Raw genomic sequence first — 21,799 nt, 5'->3', positions numbered from 1 at the left:
GTTTCTTTACATAACGCCTAAAAATTTCCCTAAATCAGCGTAATTCCATAGTCTTTTACCACTTCTGCGAATGTGTCGTCGAGGAATTTAACATTGCTATACCCTTTCTTGGTCAATGTGGTATACGCAAGGGATGCACGGGCTCCACCGACACAATGTAATACAACCAAACCCGATTTAGGAATTTTATTTAAGTGCTGTTCAAGCTCCTCAAGGGGAATATTTATTGAATTTTCCAAGCGACCTTTCCTCGCTTCGTCAGCGGATCGGACATCAATAATCGTTGCCTTGCCAGAAGTCACTGCATTGACAAAATCTTTCTCGTCAATCGCCCCTTTTGCTAGCTTCTTAACATAATTGAGCTCACCTGTAATCTTACCGCTTTCAACAGGAAGCTGTGCTTTTCTCCACGCTGGCATCCCGCCATTTAAAATTGCGACATTCTTGAATTTCCAGAATGTCAGTATCTCATAGGCTTCGATCGCTTCATCGCTTGAATTACTATTAGCAACGATGGTGATAGGCGCTTTTTTATCTCTGAGTGCAAATATAGTGCGCTTTTGTGTCGGGTATTTTTCCTTATTCCACTGCTCGTGCATCTGTACCAGCTTTGACGTCGGATAGTGAACAGCCCCTTTGATAATGGTTTTCGGAGCCATTCTTACATCAAGGATAACATGGTGAGCATCAAGGTTTCTCGCTAACCATTCTTGGTTAACATGGGATGGAAAAACGTCTGCTTTCCAAGCCGGGAAGCCTTCTACATAGGCTCTGACGTTTTGGTACCCATTCGCCTTGGCAATCTTTAATGCTTTTGGGCTCAGCGGGCATGTTACACCACCGCAATAGAATACCAACGGCGTGGCTTTATCTTCCGGTAGCCAACTTATATTTTTATCAAGGTCGCTGACGGGAGTCGCCTTAGAACCCGGAATATGACCAATGTTGTATTTACTCTTAGGGCGGGCATCTCCAATAAAAAGAGGCTGGCCACTCTCTATCAGATCAGCCAGTTCATCCGTATCAATCACCTGATCTTTGGGTAGTTTGACCAGAATCCTCTTGATCTTGCTAGCCACCATGTTGTCATCAATAGTGGCTTTAAATTTGGTATTAACCGTTAAGTCTTTAAAAGACTCAGCACTCTCAAGTTTGGTTTCATCGGTAAACTTAATGACACTGACAGTTTTTGTCTTTGGGTTAAAGTACTGAATAACTTTTGCCTGCACAGATATCGATTGGATCTTGCCGACAATGTCTTCTGCCATCAGTGAAAATGACATAAAGAAAAGGGGCAAGAATATAACTACTTTTTTATACATGGGGAACCTCCGTTTAAAGACACCTAAACGATTTGTATAAACGTTGAAGATAATCAACTCAATTACAGCTAGGGAGCTCTCCACTATCCGCTGCATACTTCATTGCAAAGTCCTTTATATGCGGTGCGATTTTTTGGAATTTATCGCTTGCTAGGAATTCAGCTGATTCAGGATGCTTTTTACTGTATTTTTTGATGAATTTCTCTCCGTCCTTTTTAAAGTAACGCTTCCACTCGACTTTCAAATGCTGAGCCGCGAACTCTTGTCCGTTATATTCAAAGTGAGGGCGCAGGTATTTCAGATAGTATTGCTGGCCTTTTCCGGCATCAGCCGATGCTCCAAAAGACATCAAAGCGATCATCACACCAAGAATAATTTTTTTCATCGTAGGTACCTCTTATGGTGAATATATAAATATCGTTATTCGTCAATAGTTTCTTTCCCGGTGAGCATCGCTTTGAGGTGGCTCGAAAGCTTGGCACCCAGGGTGATCAGGTATAAATGCACTATCAGGAACGCGAGAATGATATAGGCTGAAAATGTGTGGATCACAGCCACAGTTCCTATCTGATCGATATAACCTGCAGCGCGTAGCTCAGGGAAGAAGTAGAAAATCAACCCCGTAATGATCTGGACAGGGATCAATACAAATAGCAGCCCCAGGTAAGCGAATCGCTGTAGGGGGTTAAATTTGTTTTCAGGTGACATATGGTGAGGGTGAGGTTCACCGACAAAGACACCATAAAGATAGAAACGCAATACGCCATCAATACCCTTCATGTCAGGCACAAACTGTTTCCACTCGCCTGTCGTAAATACCCAAGTAAAAATCAGGATAACGACAGCAGTCCAGATAAAGCCTGCCCAATGGTGAAACGTTGTGCTCTGTTCAAAACCGAGCAAGTTAATAACTCCATGGCTCTCCAGCCCAGTAAGGATAAGCAGTAACACTAATGCAGCCTGCCCCCAGTGCCAGAAGCGCTCAAATCGTTTAAAAATTACAATTGTCTTTTTCATTATTTTTCCCGTATTCGTTACTTCTGGTTACTCGCAGCTTTGGCTCTTCTATGGCGTATTGTCACAATGCGGGTAAGCGCATGTAGCAGGACGCCGAAAAGTCCGCCCCAGATAGCAATAGCGCCAAAATATTCAACAAGGGAATTGCTATCACGGCCCGTAAGATAGAAATCGTTGAGCCCGGCCAAGCGGCTGTCTCGGCTATGGCAAGATTCACAAGCGACTGCTTGCTCCTTTGGTGCAACCATGTGTTTGATCGGCCAGTAGCCATTGGTTTCGATAAAGTCGTATTGGCCGCTAAATTCCACGCCGTTTAGCTTTACGCCGGCAGCAAGCGCCTTGCCCCAGTCGTATTCTGTCCAGAATGCACCCGAACCTGGTCGGCCATAGAGCTTGATTGGAAGCATACGATTGAGCTCTGTATCGTAAGGCTGTTTGCCGCGATGGATTTTGAATGGCCAGATACGCGCATCAGGATCGTTGTAATTGCCTGTGGGAGGGTTGATATCAATCGGTGCCTTATCTGGGTCGATGGTATCAAGCAGTGTTTTCTGCTTTAGTTCACCTTTATACCAACGGTATTCTGGAACGACATTGCGGCCCCAGGTGAAAGTACCCTTCTTGCTCATATAGGCATGGTTAGTGACACCATCAAACTCTTCGTCAATGGTGAAGGGCTTGCCATCTTTCATCTGCCCGGCTGTTGACCAGTCCCAAGAAAGTTTAGTCAGATAGGGGCCACGAGCCATTTCTGGAATATGGCATGAGGCACAAGCCACTTTAGACGTGTGATTATCGAGAGTACGCTGCTGATGTGGCATCGCACTATGGCAAGATTCACAGGAAACGCTGTTACCCTCGCGAGATACCCGGCCTTTATTCAATTCATGGTCAATGAATGCTGCTCGATCATTGTAACGACCAGAAATTTTGTGCTCGTTGGCGGTATGGCATGTCTGGCAGCTGAAGTTCAGCTTTTCCGGACTCATATGTACGTCAAGCGCAAAGTCAGGGTTGATCAGCGACAGATCCGTATCACCATGTTTTACCCCGTTACCGCCGCCGCCAACAGCATGGCACGCCAGACAATTTTCACGGTCCGGACTACCAACATGTTGCGCGACATACTTCAGGTCAACCGCCTCCTGAAGCTTGCCGTTAACTTTAGTCGCTTCATAGTAAGGATGGCCTGACGAGGCTGCTGATTTCTTGTATGTGTCTGTTTGATCATGACAAACCAGGCAATCGACATTTTCCTCAGCATCGTGCTCAAAGTCATCATTACGCCAACCATATCCAATGTGGCACTGGGTACAGCTCTCGTTGCCTTTGGCGGACACACAGTAGTTATTGAAACCGTTCCGCCCTTTACCCACTTTGACGCCATCTACCTCCTTCGACCAAGACCAGTGGAAGGTTTGATGTATCTGTTTTGATGCCTCGGTGTGGCAACTGAGGCAGGCCTCGGTCACATCTGGCGCATAGTCAAAGTCCTGATTCAAGATCTCAAATGTGGAATGGTCTGCCGTACCGGCAATCGACGAGATCTCACGCGTTGTGTTATCGGCCTCCTCTCCACCAGAAGCGTAGGTTGAAGTAACCCAACAAGAGAGCAGCGTAAACAGCAGAGTAATTTCTTTTTTCATGATCACAGGTCACCTTAAGCAACAAGATTCCAACCTGCTTGATTACGCCACTCATTATCATCCAAGAGTGAAAGCCACCGTCACCGAATGACAATTAGCTTTCAACAATGTTCTAATGTAAGTTAAAAACGGCCCCTCAAAGGTTGTTCACTTAGGGGGGAAGTTTTGAGTAATAGTACTAATCAAGCATGATTTAGGAAGCACTAAAACATAAAATGCTTATATAGCTATTGCTAACATAGTACAGATACCCACAATTTACACATGGCTATAGAGGTGTTTACTCATTTCTATACCTTGATCACAATACTGCTCACCTTCACCTAGCAGCAGCCATGATGAGTTTGGATTTGATGGTCGAGGTTTTGGCCGACACAACGTGAACATCGAGGAATTTTAAGCCCCTTGTGTCTACCAATTCCACTACCAGTGGCACACAATAGTTGATTGCGATAATTCAAACTGATTTCAGTTCTACTCGCGCATAACGAATTATGAGAATGGATAGTGGCACAGAATCGTACATAGGCAATTTCGCACAAGAATAACTTTACGACTTCGTGGAACCGGGGATAAATCGGACTTTGGAGGCCATGAGCCGTTGGACAAGTGGGCAAGCGGACACGAAACCTTATTAACAATTTTAATTAGGCTAGGTGTCCACCTCGGAATAGATGAGCTGATAGCTTAGTATAATTCAGCTACCATATTGGTTTTATAATCTAGTATTTAAAGGAAATTATGCAGCCTACAATGCTGCCTTCTTCATTGAGATTTAGATTTAGATTTAGATTTAGATTTAGATTTAGATTTAGATTTAGATTTAGATTTAGATTTAAAGTGTATCCAGTCCCAGTCAGAGTTCCGAAACATCTGCATAAATCCGGTAATCGGTGATCAGCCCCTCCCGGATGGTAAGGATTGTGGCAAACTGAGCTGAATAATAACTGCCATCCTTTCTGACATAATCAACTTGTCCGTTACAGATGCGCTCACTGCCCTGCTGCCAGCTTCCCTTCAGTGTATGAGACATATTGGCAATGGAATCAAAAAACTGACGGTTAATATCAAGTACAGCACTTTTCCCAGACACCGACTCGGCATTTGAAAAATAGAAGCAAACGTCGTCATGCAAAAAATCTGCTAGGGCATCAACATCTCGATTATCAACAATCTGATAAAGACTTTTCATATATTCATGTACATTATTCATTCTTAATTCCCTCTTAATATACTTATTATCAAGCAACAGCCGTTAATCATCAGCACTCGACTTTATTTTTAAACATATCACCAAGCTCGTGTTCATCTGTCCCCACAGATGCCTATAATATGGAGCTGTAACCAAGAAATATCACAATATGAACAAGTCTATAAAAGCAAGACAATAATTAAAAATAGATTTGTTCTATTGAAACTATAACTTTTCCTTATATGAGGTTTTTATAACCATTAGTATTCAATAAAATTTAATCAATCATAGAGTTATCAACACATAAGAAAACAAAGAATTTATTTTAATTAACTCAAAACGTTCTTTTCACTAACACCTCTCCATAATGTTTGCACAATATAATTAGTTATATTGAATCCTGACTTAGAACCACCAACTAAAATACTACTTTATAATCCTGCGGAACCGGAGATTGACCAGAGATTTTGGCAGTTATCTACGCAGACGAAAGCGGATGCAAAGTCATTTGGGCTGGTTTCCGCTTTTAGGGGCTCCGGTGTAGAAAGGTGGGCCGTCACAAAGGTGGACCGTCATCACACATTACTACCGATCACACATTACTACCGATAGTTCAAACACATTTTTGGACAGAAATGCGTTAGAGTTGTTGATCTATAGGGGCTGGATGTCATTAGTTTAATTAGGTTAACGCAGAACATTAGTTTTCTCCGTTGATGAGCACTGTTGCATATGCTAATTCGATCCCTCGCTCATTTATTAGATATTTATGTGTTTTCGCGAGCTTGTACTTAGCCATAAACGGAAAATCTTTTACCTTTTTATTAGAGTCAAAAGTCAATGTACATAACAAAACTGAAAAGGTAGTATCTGAATATCACGCATTTTGTTTTCTTCTTTTGTTATTGTGGTGAATTCATTAGTTCAGGAGGCAAGGTGCGTGCCTAATTATTGAATAACAAGGAATTTTTGTGGGGATTCCTGAGAACAGGGCGTTATGTGTAATCGAAGCAATATGAAAATTTCGGATTTAGTGGATTATCCAAGTGAGACTGAGGCTATTGCCAAGTGGTACTTTAATGAGTGGGATCATAAAGACCCGAAAGCAACTCTAGAAAGTGTAATTAAAAAAGTATCTTCGGTTGCCAACCGAACTGCGTTTGTAGCGCATGTTGATGGAGTGTTAGCTGGAGCTGGCGAACTTAAATATCGTGAGTATCCAGAATATTCAAGTTATAACTATTGGTTAGATGGGATCTATGTTCCTTTAGAGTATCGTGGAAAAGGTATATCAACAGCACTAATTGAGTTTGCTAAATCCAAGGCTATTGAGTTACAACTACCAGCTCTTTATCTCCGTTGTGAAGATCACCTCGTGAAACTTTATGAAACTCATGGGTTTCAGGTAGTTTGTGTTGAAGAAACAAAGTTCATTATGGAGTTGAAAGTTAATACATAACAATGCTTTAAAGTCGAATTCGTAACTGTGGCGGACCAGTTTTATAATTGTCAGGATCGCTTTTATCCGCATTTTCCAGCCCACAATCATTGCGACTATAAGATATTAAGGAACCACGCTGATTGAGAATGGGACCACAATCATTTAGAACGAGGCCGATTTTATCCGGTCCGGACTATATTCATTGAGAATGAAAAAATTTGCCGGAACCTGAGGAGTTCACCTGTAATTGATATGGCTTTTCCCTTCAAACATGGAGCAATACGGTGCAACTGGTGCTCTCGTCAAAATGGAGGGCTTCTCTGCTGGTCGCAATAGCACGATAGTTTATTTTTCTTGTGAAGACTGTGAGATAGAAGAGTCGAGAGTTATGAAGGCAGGCGGAAGTATCCAACAGTCAAAATGACAATTGGACAGTATGGTTTCATATCTCTAGTAATAGATACTGAAGGCAATATGTTTGGTCTACATTCGATGAATGTAAAATTGGCAATATCTAATAAAAAAGAATAGAGGTCTGCACTCGACAGACCTTTAGTTAGTGTTATCACATCCAGAAAAACATTAGAAAATATATTACAATTCAACATTAACAACCTGTGAATGAGCTTCAGCTTTAACGTATTATGGGGCAATAATGAACTAGAGACTATGCTCAAGCTCACTGTCTAGATATATAGATGACAAAGCCCAAATTGAAAACGCAATAGTCCAATTATTCAGTCTCTAATGCTGGACTTGATCTAAATAAAGCTAGTTAAAGCAAACGTTATTGTCTGTTTAAATTGCCACTTTATTTGAGATTCCGCTTGTGCGAATGTTATTCACATTTAAGTTCATTAAGTGGCGAAGTACATAGCGAAACATCACTTTTTTAATACCAGACAAATTACTACCATGTATTGAATAGAAATCTTCTGGCTGAGTGTATACACCAAAGTCATCAGCAATCCCTTCACTCTGTATATAAGTATCTTGTCCGTCCCAATCGATATCAGGATTAGATAAGCATTTGGTTGCAATCGCGTAACCTGAAAACGATTCACTTTGATTGGCAAATCGATTTTGAACTTGCTTTAAATAATCTTTATCTAAGATATAGCCTTCCAAGTTAACCCAACGTCCACCTTGATAAACTTCCACCCAGCTATGGATGATGCGATCTGGCGCGACCTTGAAAAGATAGTTCGGGATAGCCCCTCGCTGTAACTCATTATAAATGGTAAAACCGTGAAAACGAGTTGCAATCCCCACAGCACGAAGCATTGCCATTAACAGCGTTCCTTTGGTATTACATTGCCCGTAACCATCTTTTAATACTTGGCTGGCAGACAAACGGTCATCTTTGTTATAGCCGAAACGAACCTCATCTCGTACATAATTATAAATTGCACCAATAGCGTCATATTGAGACAGTGTTTTCCATTCTTTTTTCTCAACCAGATTTTGGATATGTGGATGCATGAAATCCAGCATTGACGTTTCTTGTAGGTAATCTTTTGATAGCTCGCTCATGGGTAACTCCTTTCATCGAATACGTGAAAAGAGTAACCAATTCTCCGCGCCAAAACTTGAATAAACTGGCTAACTTTTTTGAAAAATAGTCTTTGCTTGGCGAATCGTCATTCCAAATGTCTTTCGAAAAGTTCGACTTAAATGCGCACTATCAGAAAACCCTGCCATATGAGCGGCATCTGTTGCAGGCTCTCCATTTAATATTGCTCTTACAGCACAAATCATTCGGCACCATAGCAAATATGGTCGCCAAGGAATGCCAAGCTCTTTGCTAAATAAATGAAGAAAACGGCTTTCCGATAGAGCGAGTTTTTGAGCAACATCAGACGCCCGCCAATTGCTTGGTTTAAGGCACTTCCCATCTAAGCACTGGTTGAGTTCATGCAGCAGCTTCCTAATGCGATGATCCGTGATTTGGCTTTCATTGATGAGAGGGAATTGATTTGAAAGATCTAAACCTTCAAATAAAGGAGAAAGTAGTACAGTTAAATCATCAGTGTGTTCTGTATGTTTAAAGTTGGGTGAAGGTGCTATAAGTACTTTTGAAGGTTGCCCTGCCAATTTCTTAGATAGCGCGATCCCTAATTCGCTAGTGGGTTCGACCAACAAGATCCAACCCTCATCAACTTGTAGCTGATGCTCGACGTTAGAATCAATAATTACAGGTGTCGATATTTCATTATTATCTAGTTTGCAGCTATCGCCATTTCTAGGCCAAGCCAACTGAATCGCATGGTGACGATGAGGAGAAGCATCTATAGATGAACCATATATGATCACTATACCTGCCTTGATCCAAACATTAGACTTCATCACTGCTCGTCTCTCTAAAAATTGCATTTTGTTCAAGTATTCGACTGTACTTACCTATTTTGATTGTACTAGATACAGCATGGGGAATCAGTGTGCGAATTGAGTAAAAACAAAGTCTATTGCGTTGAAAGCGGTCTTGAGTTTTTCTCTATTCATTAGTTCACATATGGCTAATAGACATTAACAGGATATAGATGAGTTTCAGCTCTAACGCGGAAAGGGGCAAAACCAAGTTAAAGTTAACCCTCTAACAACTGTGAACCCTCTAACAACGGCGAGCAATGTTCGAGTAACTATTCAATGCTACAGCGTTAGTAGAAGTTGGTGGTTACGTTCGGTATTGGTAAAAACAAGCGAGCAGAATTTATATTAAATATGTATAACAACACAAAGAGCGGACATTAACATGACTACTTTTTATTAGCGAACGTAGGTTAAATACTGGGAACCGTATTCTCTCCGTTTGCCCTACATTCTACCTGATAATCTTTCCTATAAATCAGCGATGTTCCTGCTTTCTTAACAAAGTATGATTCGGTCATGATTCTGAACTTGGGGCAGGTTTTTGCAACATATAATTTTCTGCAGAGTTACTGGCATGATGACGAGATCCGGTTTTATTGACTGAAACTTTCGTAACCCCTGTATCCCGTCGTAGGCGATGTGGACTTCAAGCCCTTTTCTGATAAGCTGTTGGTGTACCGCATCATTGAAGTCTTGATCGTCATCTATCAATAGCACTTTCATTAGCTCACTCCTTGTAAGCTTTCTTGTTCGTCTGTTTTTATTCTTCGATTCTGCTTAATTGGCAGCGAAAGCGTAAAGGTTGTTCCTTTACCTAATTCACTTTTTACGGATAAATTTCCGTTATGTGACTTGGCTATACCGTAGCTGATAGACATACCAAGCCCGGTTCCCTCACCAACTTGCTTCGTTGTGAAAAAAGGATCAAATATTTTACTCAGGTGTTCTTTGGCAATGCCATAACCATTATCTTCAACTTCGACGACAAGATAATCATTTATTATATAAACTCTTACTTTTATAGTTTTATTTATTGAGTTTGACAGAGCATGCTCTGCATTCGTCAATAGATTGATCAATATTTGCTCAAGATGGATCTTGCTGCATTTAATTTTAGGTATATTGGCGGTGAATTCTTTCACCAGTTGTATATTATTCAGTCTAAAGCGTTGTAAAAACAGTACTAAAGAGTCATCAATTAAACTGACAATATCCGCTTCTTCAAACTCCACGAGCTTATCATCTCGACTAAATATTCTCAGATGTTGGACTATCTTCGTTATCCTGTTTATTTGACGATTTATTTTATTGTAAATCGGTGTCAGCTCTTCCTTATTGATCAAGTCTTCTTCACTAGCAATGGTATGAATTAGCTCTGCGTTAAGCTGAATAGCACCAAGCGGCTGATTAATTTCATGCGCTAAACCTGCCGATATTTCACCAATTGAAGCCATTTTTGCTGAATGGATCAGTTGATTCTTGGCAATTTTTAATGCCTGGTTGCTTGACGCTAATTTATTGTTAGATTGGCGTAATTTTTCTTCATATGCCCTACGTTCTCTGATATCCGTTGCAACGAAAGTAATGTTCTGAACCTTTCCGTCACCATCGTATATCACCGAACCGGAGAGCAGCACCGGTATCCTGGTGCCATCGTTGCCAATATAGGATCTCTCAACGTTGGTAATAAAACCTTGCTTGATTAAGGCATCAAGTTTTTTTTCCTGAAAAATGGATCCTTCTTCTAAAATGACGCCAAACGGCAGGCCAATCAGCTCTTTTTCCTCATAGCCCAACAGGTTAAGGGCAGCCTGGTTCATCGACACAATGAATTCACCAGAATCCATCACGATAAGGGAACCTGGCATCGTCTTCAGGATATTGTCAACATAATCTCTCGAAACCGTCGTCCTCTGTAGTGCTTCGGTCATCCTATTGAATGAACCGGCCAGCTCTCCAACTTCATCTTTTGTGGTTATTTCGGCCTTTGCTGCCAGATTGCCGCGCGAAACTTCCTCTACCGTTTCAGTTAGCCTTTCAACAGGTCGGGCAAGTAATCTACCGATGTAATAGAGACCCATAATCAGAACCATCATAACAATCATAGCGAGAGCGGCGATATTTCTTGCCAGCCGATTAACTGGCGCCAGCGCCTTTTCAAGCGGGACCTCCAGCAGCAGTTGCCAACCACTCCCTTTATAACCGAAAAGGCCGCTCTGCAAGGAGGATACGGCCAGCACAGTCCCTAGCTCTTCATGCGAGCTTGTATCAATAACAACTTTTCCCAGAGTAGCGTTTGCAAGTATCTTTTTTACCAGTTCATCATTGGCGTGACGAGGTTGTAAGATATGATCAGCATGGGCTGTCATGCTGGCTATGGTCATACCCTCTTGATTGAAAAGATGTGCAATGGCTGGCGGGGCAATGTCATCCAGCATCTGCATAACCACAGGCCAGGCAAAATGACCGATAACCACACCTGTAATAGAATTATCTCCCCAATTGCTTCTAATCGGCGCGGTAAACATGACCGTGGGCCTGCCGGTCTCCCCGGGCTGCACCAAGTCAGAATAATACTGCCTACCCTTCATGGCATTGTGATAGGCGACACTGCTTGGTGGATATTCCTCTATATGTTTTCCAACACTCTCTTTATCTGTCGACATAAGGATTGAACCCTGTCCGTCAATCAGCGTTAACTGGTCCCATGGGCCTGTTAAGAAGATACGCTCCTCCCAATCTTTGACTATCAGAGCTGGAATTACGTCTTCCGCTTTTTTTCGAGTTTCCATAAAAGCTTGTAATGATTCGTCTTCGGCGATCATCTGGATATCTCGATAAGCGGTATAGAGGACCCGGTCAATGCTCAGCATTTGATGCTGAGCAATTTCCTGATAATTGTTGGCAATGTTCTTCAGAAGCACAGTTCTGGCGGAATAAAAAGTACCCAAAACCAGCACTGGTACGACAATAAAAGACATTATTACAATCGATAGCGTGATTTTGGATGCAAATTTCATAGCGCTTCCTGCTGCAACGAATGCATGAGAGTACGGATAAAGGTTGCGTCAATAAATTCCGTGCTGTTCAGCTGCGTTTTAGTCGCACCTTGCTCTATAAGAAAGTTATTTATCTGCCGGGCAGTACCGTGAAGCGATTCAAACCCCGCGCCGTAAGAGAAGGAGGTAAGATTATCCCGGGTATCAAGTATTTGGGCTAAGCGTGCAAACGCCAGTGCCTCGCTAGAAGTGACATTGTAAATCCCAGCAATGATGCCAAATGCCTCATCTGGATTCTCCTTGATAAATAACGTAGTTTTGTGCCATACGTTGACATAAGCCTGAACATCACCTGGCCTTTCTTTAATGAAGCTACGACGGAAAGTATGACCACCAGGAGATATGCCAGGAATCGCTGAAGTATCAAAGAGCTTTCGGCCATTCAATGCTTCTATTGCCTGAGATACAACAGGCTCCCAAGTGACAATAGCATCCAGTTTACCTTTCTCAAATTCTTCTGCGGCCTTCTCGCCGGCGATCTTTATTTTAGTAACATCACCGGGCATTAGCCCATAACGTCTTAGTACGACATCCAGTATGTATTCCAAATAGGTCCCGGTATCAACACCGATGGTTTTCCCTTTCAAGTCCGCTAGTGTTGTAATAGTAGGCCTCACAACGATGGCCTCTGAGCCGGTAGAGTTATCACTATTCGTGACCAGAACCAGATCAGCTCCCTCTGCGTTAAAACGCATTAGATCAAACAGGGTGAAGTTGCTGACGTCTATTTTTCCATCAACTGTATCCTGCAATGACCCCCAATAGTCAGGGTTAGAATCGATAAGCTCAATGTTCAGGCCAGCCTCTGCAAACCAGCCTTTTTTATCAGCGATTTCTACCCAGTACGTCCCAGGCCAATAATAACGGGCAACCTTCATCGGCAGACCGGTTGTCTTCGGCCCTTCTTCCACCTTCGGGGCAGACTGCCACCAGACAAAACCGACGATGATTAAAGCCAACAAAATACCGGTGACGACAACAAGCTTTTTAGACATTCCTTGTCCTCTTTTTCTTCACTTTTAAGATAGGCGCAGCGTAACGCAGTAAAAGGACACAGTTAGGACCTTTCTTTCGTGGTACCCAATTTCCAACTTGGATGCTCCCGAACCACGGCTTGCTCTAGTCGACCCATTGCAGTCATCTAACAGTGTATTACCAATAATTCTGTCTATGTTCGAACAGATACTTGGCTCAGAAAAACACTCTCAGAAAATGTTATGCAATTAACAACCTAGCACCGGCTTGCTTATTCTTCAACGAGCTGTGTCACTGTTGAAAGCGAGACATTACATATTTGGTTTACCAAGACCATTTCTTCACCCACTGTTTTTCGTTAAGTCGTCGTTATTGTTCGGATACCGTTAGAACGATTTTTCCTACGTGCTTCTTTTTCAAGAAAACGTCTTGAGCCGTATTTATCTCTTCCAGTGGGAAAGTTTGCGCAACGGTTGGGTTAATTTTACGTTGCTCGATGCAGTTAACTAAGTTTTGGAATACTCCAGGCTCTAGCACAGTGCAGCCGAAAAAGCTTAAATCTTTTAAATAAAGCGTTCTGACATCCAACTCAACCAAAGCTCCGCCAATCGCACCAGACACGGCATATCGGCTACCTGGTCTTAACAATCGTAAAAACTGAGGCCACTGCTTTCCTGCGACTAAATCGATAACTACATCAAGACTGTTTTCACCTAGAGCTTCGGCCAAGTCAGCATCTCGCGATATTACTTGGTCAGCTCCCAGTTCCTGCAGTTGTTGATTTTTGCTTGGGCTGGTAATGGCGATAACATACGCTCCGCGAGCTTTGACAAGCTGAATCGCTGCCGAGCCAACACCGCCAGAGGCACCAGATATCAACACTCTGTCCAGTGATGTGACGTTCGCTCGGGTAAGCATATTCTCAGCTGTTGAATAAGAGCAAGGAAATGAAGCCAATTCGATGTCAGAGAGAGGGCTATTCACCGCATAGGCATGCTTGGCTGCGATCACGGTGTATTCCGCAAATCCTCCATCACACTCAGAGCCATAGTACCAAGGTGAGTCAAGTGGCTGATCGTTAGCTCCGCTAAGACAAGGTTCGATAAGCACTCGTTCCCCGATACGCTCTGTACTAACGTTATTACCGACCGCAACGATAATGCCGCAAACATCAGCTCCTTGAATACGAGGAAAAGCCAAGGCACTACCAGACCAGCCTGCATCAGAGCTACCGCCATCGTTTTTCGAATACCACGCTGTCCTGGTATTGATGTCGGTATTGTTAACTCCGGCGGCAGAGACACGGATCAGCACTTCATTTGAAGTTGGTGTTGGGACTGGAATATCATCACGGTATTGGAGCATGTCTGGGCCACCATGACCGATAAGCTGAACGCCCTTCATGGTCTTTGGAATAGTGGTCATCATTAATCTTCCTTTAAAAGTTGTAATAGCGCCTTTTGAGCAGATGTTACCGCGTTTCGCCCCAGCACAGGCCATGCGCTTGATACGCCTTCATGCAGTAAAAAAAGAGCCGTAGAAAGATCTTCTCTCTGACTTTGCAGGCCTAAGAACTGACGGACTTCTTCCTTGTGTTCTTTAACTGCCTTACTGATAAGTGGATTGTCGGGAAAAGCGGCAATAGCGTTCATAGACAGGCACCCGTGTGGCGCGAACTCCTTCATCCATTGTTCAAGTTTATTAAAAATATGCAAAACAGACTCAACACCACAAGCAGGCGACTCGTTAAGCAGAAAAGTGAGGTATCTTTGATGACGATACTCCAGAGCACCGACTATCATCGCTTCTTTGGATGGATAGTGTTTGTATAGCGTTCGCAGGCTGACGTTACACGCAGCCTTTAGCTGAGCAACGCTCGGCTCGGCGAAACCATGTTTACTGAATGCCTCTTCAAGACTAGCGGCAATTTGTTCTCTAAGCATAATTACCCTATAGGTAGAATATTTGTTCTACCTATAGGGTAAAGTGTCCATTCTACCCCTGTCAATACACTTTGTTAGATAATAGGAATGTACTGCTGAGTTTGGCTTATACCAATCGGGATAAGTAAGTGTTCAGATAATTGCTCAGGAAAAATCACCTAAGGCAAGGAAGAATTTGCTGTAACTAGTGGTTCTAATTACAAAAATTCTGACGTAGTAATAGGTGATTTTAACCAGCAAGCATGATCAGGTACTTATGTTGATTGATATTACTTTTGGGAGTTTTCGAGCGTCACGGATAGACCGTCTGATTCATCACTTTCGGCTATATTGAACTGAGCCATGAAGGTCCAATGTGTAGGAGTGGTATAGAAGAGGTTTAAAGCAAAGACGAAAAAGCCCCGACATTTTTGTCGAGGCTTCACAATTTGGACTGACACACAAGGTTCCATTAACTTAATAAACAGAAACAATCTCAACCTTGGTAAGGTTGCACTCTAAGATGAGCTAGTGTCGAATGTATTTTCACAAGAAAATGGAGGCGCGTCCCGGAGTCGAACCGAGGTCCACGGATTTGCAATCCGCTGCATAGCCACTCTGCCAACGCGCCTTATATTTAGATGGTGCCCCGGGCCGGACTTGAACCGGCACAACGCGAACGTCGAGGGATTTTAAATCCCTTGTGTCTACCAATTCCACCACCAGGGCACGCAATTTCATGCGATGCGCTAACTGAAAAGTTAAACACCATCTGTTTCTCATCGCTTTCGCCATGAGACTTTAATTTGGAGGCGCGTCCCGGAGTCGAACCGAGGTCCACGGATTTGCAATCCGCTGCATAGCCACTCTGCCAACGCGCCTTCGTGTTACATATAAAAGCAGTCTTCCGACTTACCGCTTAACAAGTCTCCCCGCTGCGGTACGTGGTGTAATTTACTGATTTTAAATAATGAGTCAATGAAAAAATGTCGTTTTTCTTTCAACTGGTCAAAAAGCAATAAAATCAGCCATAAACCACGCCAATTTTGCTCAAATACGCAACACAGCTTTTATGGCATAGAAAACAAAAAAGGCCGCATAGCGACCTTTCTCTTTGCAAATCAAAGCTCGGACTAACTCACCGCCCACTGCGACAACGAGCGTTTGAAATCCTCGTAACCAAATTCGTTCAGCTTTTCAATTTCACCGTTCTTGCGCTCACAGTAAACCGAAGGCATCTTCAGGCCATTGAACCAGTTCAGCTTCACCATGGTATAGCCTGCACTGTCCATAATATGAAGTCGCTGGCCAATCTCCAGCGGCTTATCGAACTGTGTTACGCAGAACTGATCGCCAGCTAGGCACGAACAGCTGCCAATGACATACTTGTGCTCGCCGGCCTCGCTTGCTTCGGCAATCGATGCAGGCTCATCGTAGATCAGGGTGTCTAAACGGTGGGCCTCGGTTGCACTGTCTACAATTGCTGTCTTCACTTCATTTTCTACGATATCAACAACTGTGACGACAAGATCCGTCGTTTTGGTGATGATCGCTTCACCCGGTTCCAGATAGAGTTGAACACCGTGTTTTTCAGAAAATGCCTTCAGTGCTGAAGCCAGCTTCTCAAGCTCGTACCCCGGCCAAGTGAAGAACACCCCACCGCCCAAACTCACCCATTCCAGCTTGTCCAGATGTTGGCCAAACTGCTCTGAAATAGCATCAAGCAAACCAATAAACGCATCAGCATCTTTGTTCTCACAGTTCATGTGGAACATCACACCATCCAAAGTATCAAACACCTCTGGATTAAGATGATCGGCCTGAACGCCAAGGCGGGAGAATTTACGTGCCGGGTTTGCCAAATCTTGCCCGGCATAACTTACACCAGGGTTTAGACGTAAGCCTAAAGATGCCTTGCCTTCAACAATATGACGGTAGGCTGCCAGCTGGCTCTGCGAGTTAAAAATCATCTTATCGCAGATCTCAGCCACTTCTTTTACGTCATCTTCGCTGTAGCCAACACTGTAAGCGTGTGTTTCGCCACCAAAGGTTTCATACCCCAATTTGACTTCATACGGACCACTGCTGGTTGTGCCGTCCAGGTAGGGTTTGATAATGTCAAACACGCCCCAGGTCGAGAAACATTTCAGTGCCAGTACCAGCTTTGCGCCAGACAACTCTTTCAGCAGCTTGGCTTTTTCAAGATTGGCGATCAGTTTTTCTTCATCAATCATGAAGAAAGGAGTTTTTAAATCGTTTTTCTGCATCTTAGTTACCAACAAGCCGATGTCGTTCCCGACACCGGCTTTTACTTATTCATAAGTCAGCGTTTCACACGCAGGGATTTCGCACCGTGACTAGGAGGAAGCGCGGAATTTATGTCCATAAATGAGCACTTCCGACAACGTCATGGCGCGAAATAGCCAGTGTGAGACCTTACTTGAGGATGTTGATCAGAGGCTGCCCTACTTCCAGCTCCTGAACATGCCAATCAAGGCCAATACCTGGCATAGTTTCCAGGAACGGATCCGGGTCTAGCTGTTCCATATTGAACACACCCGCTTCTGCCCATGTACCACGGAAGTACTGAAGTGCAGCAGTGATCGCTGGAACACCTGTGGTGTATGAAATAGCCTGATGCTCAACATCTTCATAAGCCACTTCGTGATCGGCATTGTTATAGATGAAGACGCTACGCTCTTTGCCGTCTTTCTTACCTTGTACCCAAGTACCGATACAGGTTAAGCCTGTGTAGCCCGGTGCCAGCGATGTTGGATCTGGCAAAATAGCTTTCAGTACTTTCAGTGGCTCTACAACTGTACCGTCTTGCAGGGTAACTGGCTCTGGGCTTAGCAGGCCAATGTCACGCATGCAGTTGAAGTAGTTCAGGTATTTGTCACCAAAGCCCATCCAGAACTCAATACGTTTTGCTGGGATGAATTCTTTCATTGAACGTACTTCATCGTGCGCCATAGAGTAAACTTTGTGGCTACCACAATTTGGGAAGTCAAATTCCATCATACGGGTATGGCAAGGAACCTGCTTCCATTCACCGTTTTCCCAATAGAAAGAGTCACCCTGGATTTCCAGCATGTTGGTTTCAGGATCGAAGTTGGTCGCGAACTTCTTGCCGTGATCACCCGCGTTAACATCCATCACATCGATGGTGTCAATTTCATCAAACAGGTGCTTAACCGCATAGGCGGCAAATACACTTACCACACCCGGATCAAAACCAGCACCTAAGATACCTGTGATACCAGCTTCTTTGAATTTCTCGCGGTAGCCCCACTGCCAATCGTATGCTTGTGGTACCTGCTGGCCTTCAGAACATAGATCTACGGCAACAGATGTATCTAGGTAAGATACCTTAGCCTGGTAACACGCTTCCATGATGCCCATGTTAACCCACGGAGGACCTGCGTTGATGACCAGATCAGGTTGTACTTCTTTGATCAATGCAACCAGTGCATCTACATCATCAGCATTAACTGCACGTGCTTCTAGTTTCTTTGAAGGATCTTTAAGGTTATTTTTCTTCTGGATCGATTCAATGATCTTTTCACACTTAGATACAGTGCGAGAGGCAATAGTGATATCGCCAAGTACTTCATTGTTCTGAGCTGCTTTGTGCGCAATAACCCAACCAACACCACCAGCACCAATTTGTAGAATTGCCATCGTTATTTTTCTTCCGTAATAATCAGAATAACTGTTGCTGCTTGATCTGCTTACCCGCGAGATCAAAGCAGCACATTTATTAATAAGTCAATTAGTGAACCAGCGAGCGCGCTAGCTGGTTAATATCGTTTAGTAAAGATTCAAAATCAGCCATCGTCAGACACGGGTTTAAGATAGTGAACTTCAGGGCAACGTTGCCATCCACTACGGTTTCACCCAGTACTGCTACACCTTTCACCAAGGCTTCGATGCGAAGTTGCTTGTTGAGTTGATCGACATCGACCGTTTGATCGCCAATACAGCGGAACAAAACGGTAGACAGTGCCGGATCGGCCAACAATTCAAAATCAGCAGACTGGTTAATTAAGTCTGCAACTTGCTGCGTCTGGCCCAGCAAATGATCATACATCGCACCGAGCGCCTGCGTGCCTACGCACTGCATGGTCATCAGCACTTTCAAGGCATCAAAACGCTTCGTGGTTGCAATTGATTTATCAACCAGATTTGGCAACAAGTCATCTTCACGGTTCAGGTAATCTGCATGGTGCAGCAAGTACTTAAAGTTCTCTTTGTCTTTTAGTAATACCGCACCACAGCTGATTGGCTGATAGAACAACTTATGGAAATCAACACTGAGTGAATCCGCTCGTTCAATACCATGCAAGCGTGTTTTATGACGGCTTAAGATCAATGCGCCACCATAAGCCCCATCAACATGCAGCCACAGGTTGTGTTGCTGGGCAACATCAGCCAGTCCGGCCAGATCATCAATCGCACCGTGATCGGTCGTACCCGCCGTACCAACTAGGGCAAATGGCATCAGGCCGTCATTTCTCATGGTATCAATGGTCGTAACCAATGAAGCCAGCTTGATAGTGCCATCAGGGTTGGTATCCACACACTCAACGGCATGCTCACCAAGTCCCAGTAACGACGCCGATTTCTGTACAGTGAAATGTGATTTCTTCGAGCAAAGGATACGAAGTTTGCCCGCATATTCCGGTAAACCCTTTTTCTGGATGTTATGACCAGAAATAGTATCGGCGGCCCAGTCACGCGCAAGCAACAGTCCCATCAGGTTACTTTGGGTTCCACCACTGGTGAAGACACCGTCAGCCTGATCGCCTAACTCATACACACCGCACAGCCAGTCTACGACCTTCTGTTCGACATATGTTGCTGAGCTAGCCTGATCCCAAGAATCCATTGATTGGTTCAAGGAACTAATAAATGCCTCGGCTGCAACCGCTGGCAGTAAAGGCGGGGTATGCAAGTGTGCAATGCAGTTAGGGTGTTGCACCATGATAGAGTTCTTGGCGATTAATTCCCCGGTCTGCTCAATCACGGTTTCCAGTGGCAGCTGCTGATCATCCAAGTCAATATTATTGATTAGGTTTTTCAGTACCAACGGCTCTAGACCGGAATACGGCGCGTCTGCAGCTTCGAAAACTTGCTTTAGTACCTGAGTGGTCTGGTTAAGTGCTACTTCAAGCTCATCCGCACCGCCTTCACCGGTGTGAATGAAATAAGAACGCCACTGCTCTTGCTCTGATTCGGTATTTGCTTCTGCAATCTTTGCAGGCCCTGCGGTTGCCAGAATAGCTTTACTCAATGCATCCAGAGCGAAATCGATTTGTTCATAGCTAATGATCAGTGGTGGCAGAAAACGCAGCACCGAACCCTGACGCCCGCCTTTTTCAATGATCAGGCCACGCTCCAGCGCTGCTCGCTGGATGTTTACCGTCATTTCTGGATCAGCTTCTGGCTCACCAAACTTGTTCTTTTGGCCGTTAGGCTTAACGATTTCGACACCTAGCATCAAGCCTTTGCCGCGTACTTCAGCAATACAGTCGGTATAACCTGCAATACGCTCAATACCTTCACGAAGGTACTGCCCTGCTTTTTCAGCATGCTCTACCAAGTGGTCTCGACGGATGATTTCCAGTGCCTTTGCACCTGTCGCCATGGCAAGCTGGTTGCCACGGAACGTACCGGTATGTTCACCCGGACGCCAGGTATCAATCGACTTATCAAATAGCAGAATAGACATTGGTAAGCCGCCACCGACAGCCTTCGACAGGCAAAGGATGTCCGGCGTAATGCCTGATTCTTCAAAGGCAAAACGATGGCCTGTTTTACCGATACCACACTGGATTTCATCGAGGATCAATAAAATGCCATGCTCTTTGGTAATACGGCGCAGCTCTTGTAGCCAGAATGCCGGAGCCGGGATCACACCGCCCTCGCCTTGTACGGGTTCAACAATGATCGCAGCCGGTTTTTGTACACCGCTCTCATCGTCGCTCAGCATACGTTCGATATAACGGATGCTCTGTTTTGCCCCTTCATTGCCGTTTAGGCCAAACGGGCAGCGAAGGCTGTATGGGAACGGCAAGAAGTGGACATCAGACATCAGGCCCTGACGGCGCTCCTTGGTACCCAAGTTGCCCATCAATGCCATCGTTCCGTTTGTCATACCATGGTATGCACCATGGAAGGCTGCCATTGTGTTGCGACCTGTTGTTTGCTTGGCAAGCTTGATCGCGGCTTCGACAGCATCTGCACCTGATGGCCCGCAAAACTGAATACGTGCATTGGCGGCAAAGTCATCCGGCAGGAAGTTCATCACTTCTTTGATGAATTTATCTTTAGTTGGGGTGGTAATATCCAGGGTCTGATAAGGCAAGCCCTGGTTTAACTGTTCAATGATCGCCTGGTTGATTTCTGGGTGATTGTAGCCCAGCGCCAGCGTGCCGGCACCTGCCAGGCAGTCTAGAAACAGTTGGCCTCGGCTATCTTCCACCAGTGCACCTGATGCTTTCTTGATAGCAAGTGGGAGGCGTCTCGGATAAGAGCGAACTTCCGACTCATAATGCTCTTGGCTCAGTAGGAGCTCATCAGGCGTCAAATCGTACAACTCGTGCACAACAGGTATATTCGAGGCTAGCTTGATATCGTCTAAATCAAACACATTACTCATGGGTGTCATCCAAAAAATAAACACGTCATATGAAACATGACGTTCGGCAGATCATAGCTGTATCGTTTCCGACGCAAATACATATAGTACTCCATACGATTAGCTAACTATTGCATAACCGTTATGGCGAAGAGTCGGGTATTCAGATAGAGTTTTCCTGCCGGTAAACACAAAGATGCCATTAGCAAAATGCT

Annotated in this window: 15 protein-coding genes, 3 tRNA genes and 3 pseudogenes; 2 read left to right on the top strand and 19 right to left on the bottom strand. The window is 44.1% G+C overall.

The window, feature by feature from the left end; all coding sequences use genetic code 11:
- Positions 1–29: 29 nt before the first annotated feature.
- The 5 genes from AC51G0_RS07120 to AC51G0_RS07100 all read right to left on the bottom strand — a co-directional run bounded on the left by AC51G0_RS07120 (position 30) and on the right by AC51G0_RS07100 (position 5,198).
- Positions 30–1,322 carry a rhodanese-like domain-containing protein gene (locus tag AC51G0_RS07120; RefSeq protein WP_496301356.1) on the bottom strand — a complete coding sequence of 431 codons (1,293 nt, stop codon included), beginning with the start codon at positions 1,320–1,322 and terminating at the stop codon, positions 30–32.
- Between the two features lie 58 nt (positions 1,323–1,380).
- Positions 1,381–1,707, bottom strand: a complete 327-nt coding sequence (locus AC51G0_RS07115; protein ID WP_496301355.1) for a hypothetical protein — start codon at positions 1,705–1,707, stop codon at positions 1,381–1,383.
- A gap of 35 nt (positions 1,708–1,742) precedes the next feature.
- Positions 1,743–2,339, bottom strand: coding sequence for a cytochrome b/b6 domain-containing protein (locus tag AC51G0_RS07110; RefSeq protein ID WP_496301354.1), 597 nt, complete (start codon positions 2,337–2,339; stop codon positions 1,743–1,745).
- A 17-nt stretch (positions 2,340–2,356) separates the two neighbouring features.
- Positions 2,357–3,985 (bottom strand): tetrathionate reductase family octaheme c-type cytochrome, encoded by a 1,629-nt coding sequence (locus AC51G0_RS07105; protein ID WP_496301353.1) that lies wholly within the window; start codon positions 3,983–3,985, stop codon positions 2,357–2,359.
- Between the two features lie 856 nt (positions 3,986–4,841).
- Positions 4,842–5,198 (bottom strand): nuclear transport factor 2 family protein, encoded by a 357-nt coding sequence (locus AC51G0_RS07100; RefSeq protein ID WP_496301352.1) that lies wholly within the window; start codon positions 5,196–5,198, stop codon positions 4,842–4,844.
- 994 nt (positions 5,199–6,192) lie between these two features.
- Here AC51G0_RS07100 and AC51G0_RS07095 point away from each other — a divergent pair.
- Both AC51G0_RS07095 and AC51G0_RS07090 read left to right on the top strand, forming a co-directional pair.
- Complete coding sequence (locus AC51G0_RS07095) at positions 6,193–6,636, top strand: GNAT family N-acetyltransferase (RefSeq protein WP_496301351.1); 444 nt, start codon at positions 6,193–6,195, stop codon at positions 6,634–6,636.
- A 241-nt stretch (positions 6,637–6,877) separates the two neighbouring features.
- Positions 6,878–7,149, top strand: a pseudogene (locus AC51G0_RS07090) (VOC family protein); the annotation flags it as partial.
- A gap of 267 nt (positions 7,150–7,416) precedes the next feature.
- Here AC51G0_RS07090 and AC51G0_RS07085 read toward each other — a convergent pair.
- The 14 genes and pseudogenes from AC51G0_RS07085 to AC51G0_RS07020 all read right to left on the bottom strand — a co-directional run bounded on the left by AC51G0_RS07085 (position 7,417) and on the right by AC51G0_RS07020 (position 21,605).
- Complete coding sequence (locus tag AC51G0_RS07085; RefSeq protein WP_496301350.1) at positions 7,417–8,151, bottom strand: transglutaminase-like domain-containing protein; 735 nt, start codon at positions 8,149–8,151, stop codon at positions 7,417–7,419.
- Positions 8,152–8,220: 69 nt separating this feature from the next.
- The gene (locus AC51G0_RS07080; RefSeq protein WP_496301349.1) at positions 8,221–8,964 is read right to left on the bottom strand and encodes a helix-turn-helix transcriptional regulator; all 744 of its coding nucleotides are present in this window, start codon (positions 8,962–8,964) and stop codon (positions 8,221–8,223) included.
- Between the two features lie 519 nt (positions 8,965–9,483).
- Positions 9,484–9,711 (bottom strand): response regulator, encoded by a 228-nt coding sequence (locus AC51G0_RS07075; RefSeq protein WP_496301348.1) that lies wholly within the window; start codon positions 9,709–9,711, stop codon positions 9,484–9,486.
- Positions 9,711–10,025: pseudogene (locus AC51G0_RS07070) on the bottom strand (sensor histidine kinase); the annotation flags it as partial. The gene AC51G0_RS07075 and the pseudogene AC51G0_RS07070, both read right to left, overlap by 1 nt.
- Positions 10,026–10,286: 261 nt before the next feature.
- Positions 10,287–11,069, bottom strand: a pseudogene (locus AC51G0_RS07065) (sensor histidine kinase); the annotation flags it as partial.
- Between the two features lie 935 nt (positions 11,070–12,004).
- The gene (locus tag AC51G0_RS07060) at positions 12,005–13,042 is read right to left on the bottom strand and encodes an ABC transporter substrate-binding protein (RefSeq protein ID WP_496301347.1); all 1,038 of its coding nucleotides are present in this window, start codon (positions 13,040–13,042) and stop codon (positions 12,005–12,007) included.
- 349 nt (positions 13,043–13,391) lie between these two features.
- The gene (locus AC51G0_RS07055; RefSeq protein WP_496301346.1) at positions 13,392–14,450 is read right to left on the bottom strand and encodes an alcohol dehydrogenase family protein; all 1,059 of its coding nucleotides are present in this window, start codon (positions 14,448–14,450) and stop codon (positions 13,392–13,394) included.
- Positions 14,450–14,965 carry a TetR/AcrR family transcriptional regulator gene (locus tag AC51G0_RS07050; protein WP_496301345.1) on the bottom strand — a complete coding sequence of 172 codons (516 nt, stop codon included), beginning with the start codon at positions 14,963–14,965 and terminating at the stop codon, positions 14,450–14,452. Before AC51G0_RS07050 ends, AC51G0_RS07055 begins: the two co-directional genes overlap by 1 nt.
- 536 nt (positions 14,966–15,501) lie before the next feature.
- Positions 15,502–15,575, bottom strand: a tRNA-Cys gene (locus AC51G0_RS07045).
- An 11-nt stretch (positions 15,576–15,586) separates the two neighbouring features.
- A tRNA-Leu gene (locus AC51G0_RS07040) sits at positions 15,587–15,673 on the bottom strand.
- A gap of 78 nt (positions 15,674–15,751) precedes the next feature.
- Positions 15,752–15,825, bottom strand: a tRNA-Cys gene (locus tag AC51G0_RS07035).
- 252 nt (positions 15,826–16,077) lie between these two features.
- A complete protein-coding gene (gene nspC, locus AC51G0_RS07030) occupies positions 16,078–17,211 on the bottom strand; it encodes a carboxynorspermidine decarboxylase (protein WP_496301344.1) in 1,134 nt (377 codons plus the stop codon).
- A 169-nt stretch (positions 17,212–17,380) separates the two neighbouring features.
- Complete coding sequence (locus AC51G0_RS07025; protein WP_496301343.1) at positions 17,381–18,625, bottom strand: carboxynorspermidine synthase; 1,245 nt, start codon at positions 18,623–18,625, stop codon at positions 17,381–17,383.
- A gap of 91 nt (positions 18,626–18,716) precedes the next feature.
- Positions 18,717–21,605 (bottom strand): pyridoxal phosphate-dependent class III aminotransferase, encoded by a 2,889-nt coding sequence (locus AC51G0_RS07020; protein WP_496301342.1) that lies wholly within the window; start codon positions 21,603–21,605, stop codon positions 18,717–18,719.
- Positions 21,606–21,799 lie beyond the last annotated feature (194 nt).

Source organism: Photobacterium sp. HL06 (genome assembly GCF_059552575.1).
This window is presented reverse-complemented; position numbering and strand designations above follow the sequence as displayed.

Coding starts and splice junctions, on each gene's coding strand:
- AC51G0_RS07120 (WP_496301356.1), bottom strand. CDS start 1,322: ATGTATAAAAAAGTAGTTATATTCTTGCCCCTTTTCTTTATGTCATTT.
- AC51G0_RS07115 (WP_496301355.1), bottom strand. CDS start 1,707: ATGAAAAAAATTATTCTTGGTGTGATGATCGCTTTGATGTCTTTTGGA.
- AC51G0_RS07110 (WP_496301354.1), bottom strand. CDS start 2,339: ATGAAAAAGACAATTGTAATTTTTAAACGATTTGAGCGCTTCTGGCAC.
- AC51G0_RS07105 (WP_496301353.1), bottom strand. CDS start 3,985: ATGAAAAAAGAAATTACTCTGCTGTTTACGCTGCTCTCTTGTTGGGTT.
- AC51G0_RS07100 (WP_496301352.1), bottom strand. CDS start 5,198: ATGAATAATGTACATGAATATATGAAAAGTCTTTATCAGATTGTTGAT.
- AC51G0_RS07095 (WP_496301351.1), top strand. CDS start 6,193: ATGAAAATTTCGGATTTAGTGGATTATCCAAGTGAGACTGAGGCTATT.
- AC51G0_RS07085 (WP_496301350.1), bottom strand. CDS start 8,151: ATGAGCGAGCTATCAAAAGATTACCTACAAGAAACGTCAATGCTGGAT.
- AC51G0_RS07080 (WP_496301349.1), bottom strand. CDS start 8,964: ATGAAGTCTAATGTTTGGATCAAGGCAGGTATAGTGATCATATATGGT.
- AC51G0_RS07075 (WP_496301348.1), bottom strand. CDS start 9,711: ATGAAAGTGCTATTGATAGATGACGATCAAGACTTCAATGATGCGGTA.
- AC51G0_RS07060 (WP_496301347.1), bottom strand. CDS start 13,042: ATGTCTAAAAAGCTTGTTGTCGTCACCGGTATTTTGTTGGCTTTAATC.
- AC51G0_RS07055 (WP_496301346.1), bottom strand. CDS start 14,450: ATGATGACCACTATTCCAAAGACCATGAAGGGCGTTCAGCTTATCGGT.
- AC51G0_RS07050 (WP_496301345.1), bottom strand. CDS start 14,965: ATGCTTAGAGAACAAATTGCCGCTAGTCTTGAAGAGGCATTCAGTAAA.
- nspC (WP_496301344.1), bottom strand. CDS start 17,211: ATGCAGAAAAACGATTTAAAAACTCCTTTCTTCATGATTGATGAAGAA.
- AC51G0_RS07025 (WP_496301343.1), bottom strand. CDS start 18,625: ATGGCAATTCTACAAATTGGTGCTGGTGGTGTTGGTTGGGTTATTGCG.
- AC51G0_RS07020 (WP_496301342.1), bottom strand. CDS start 21,605: ATGAGTAATGTGTTTGATTTAGACGATATCAAGCTAGCCTCGAATATA.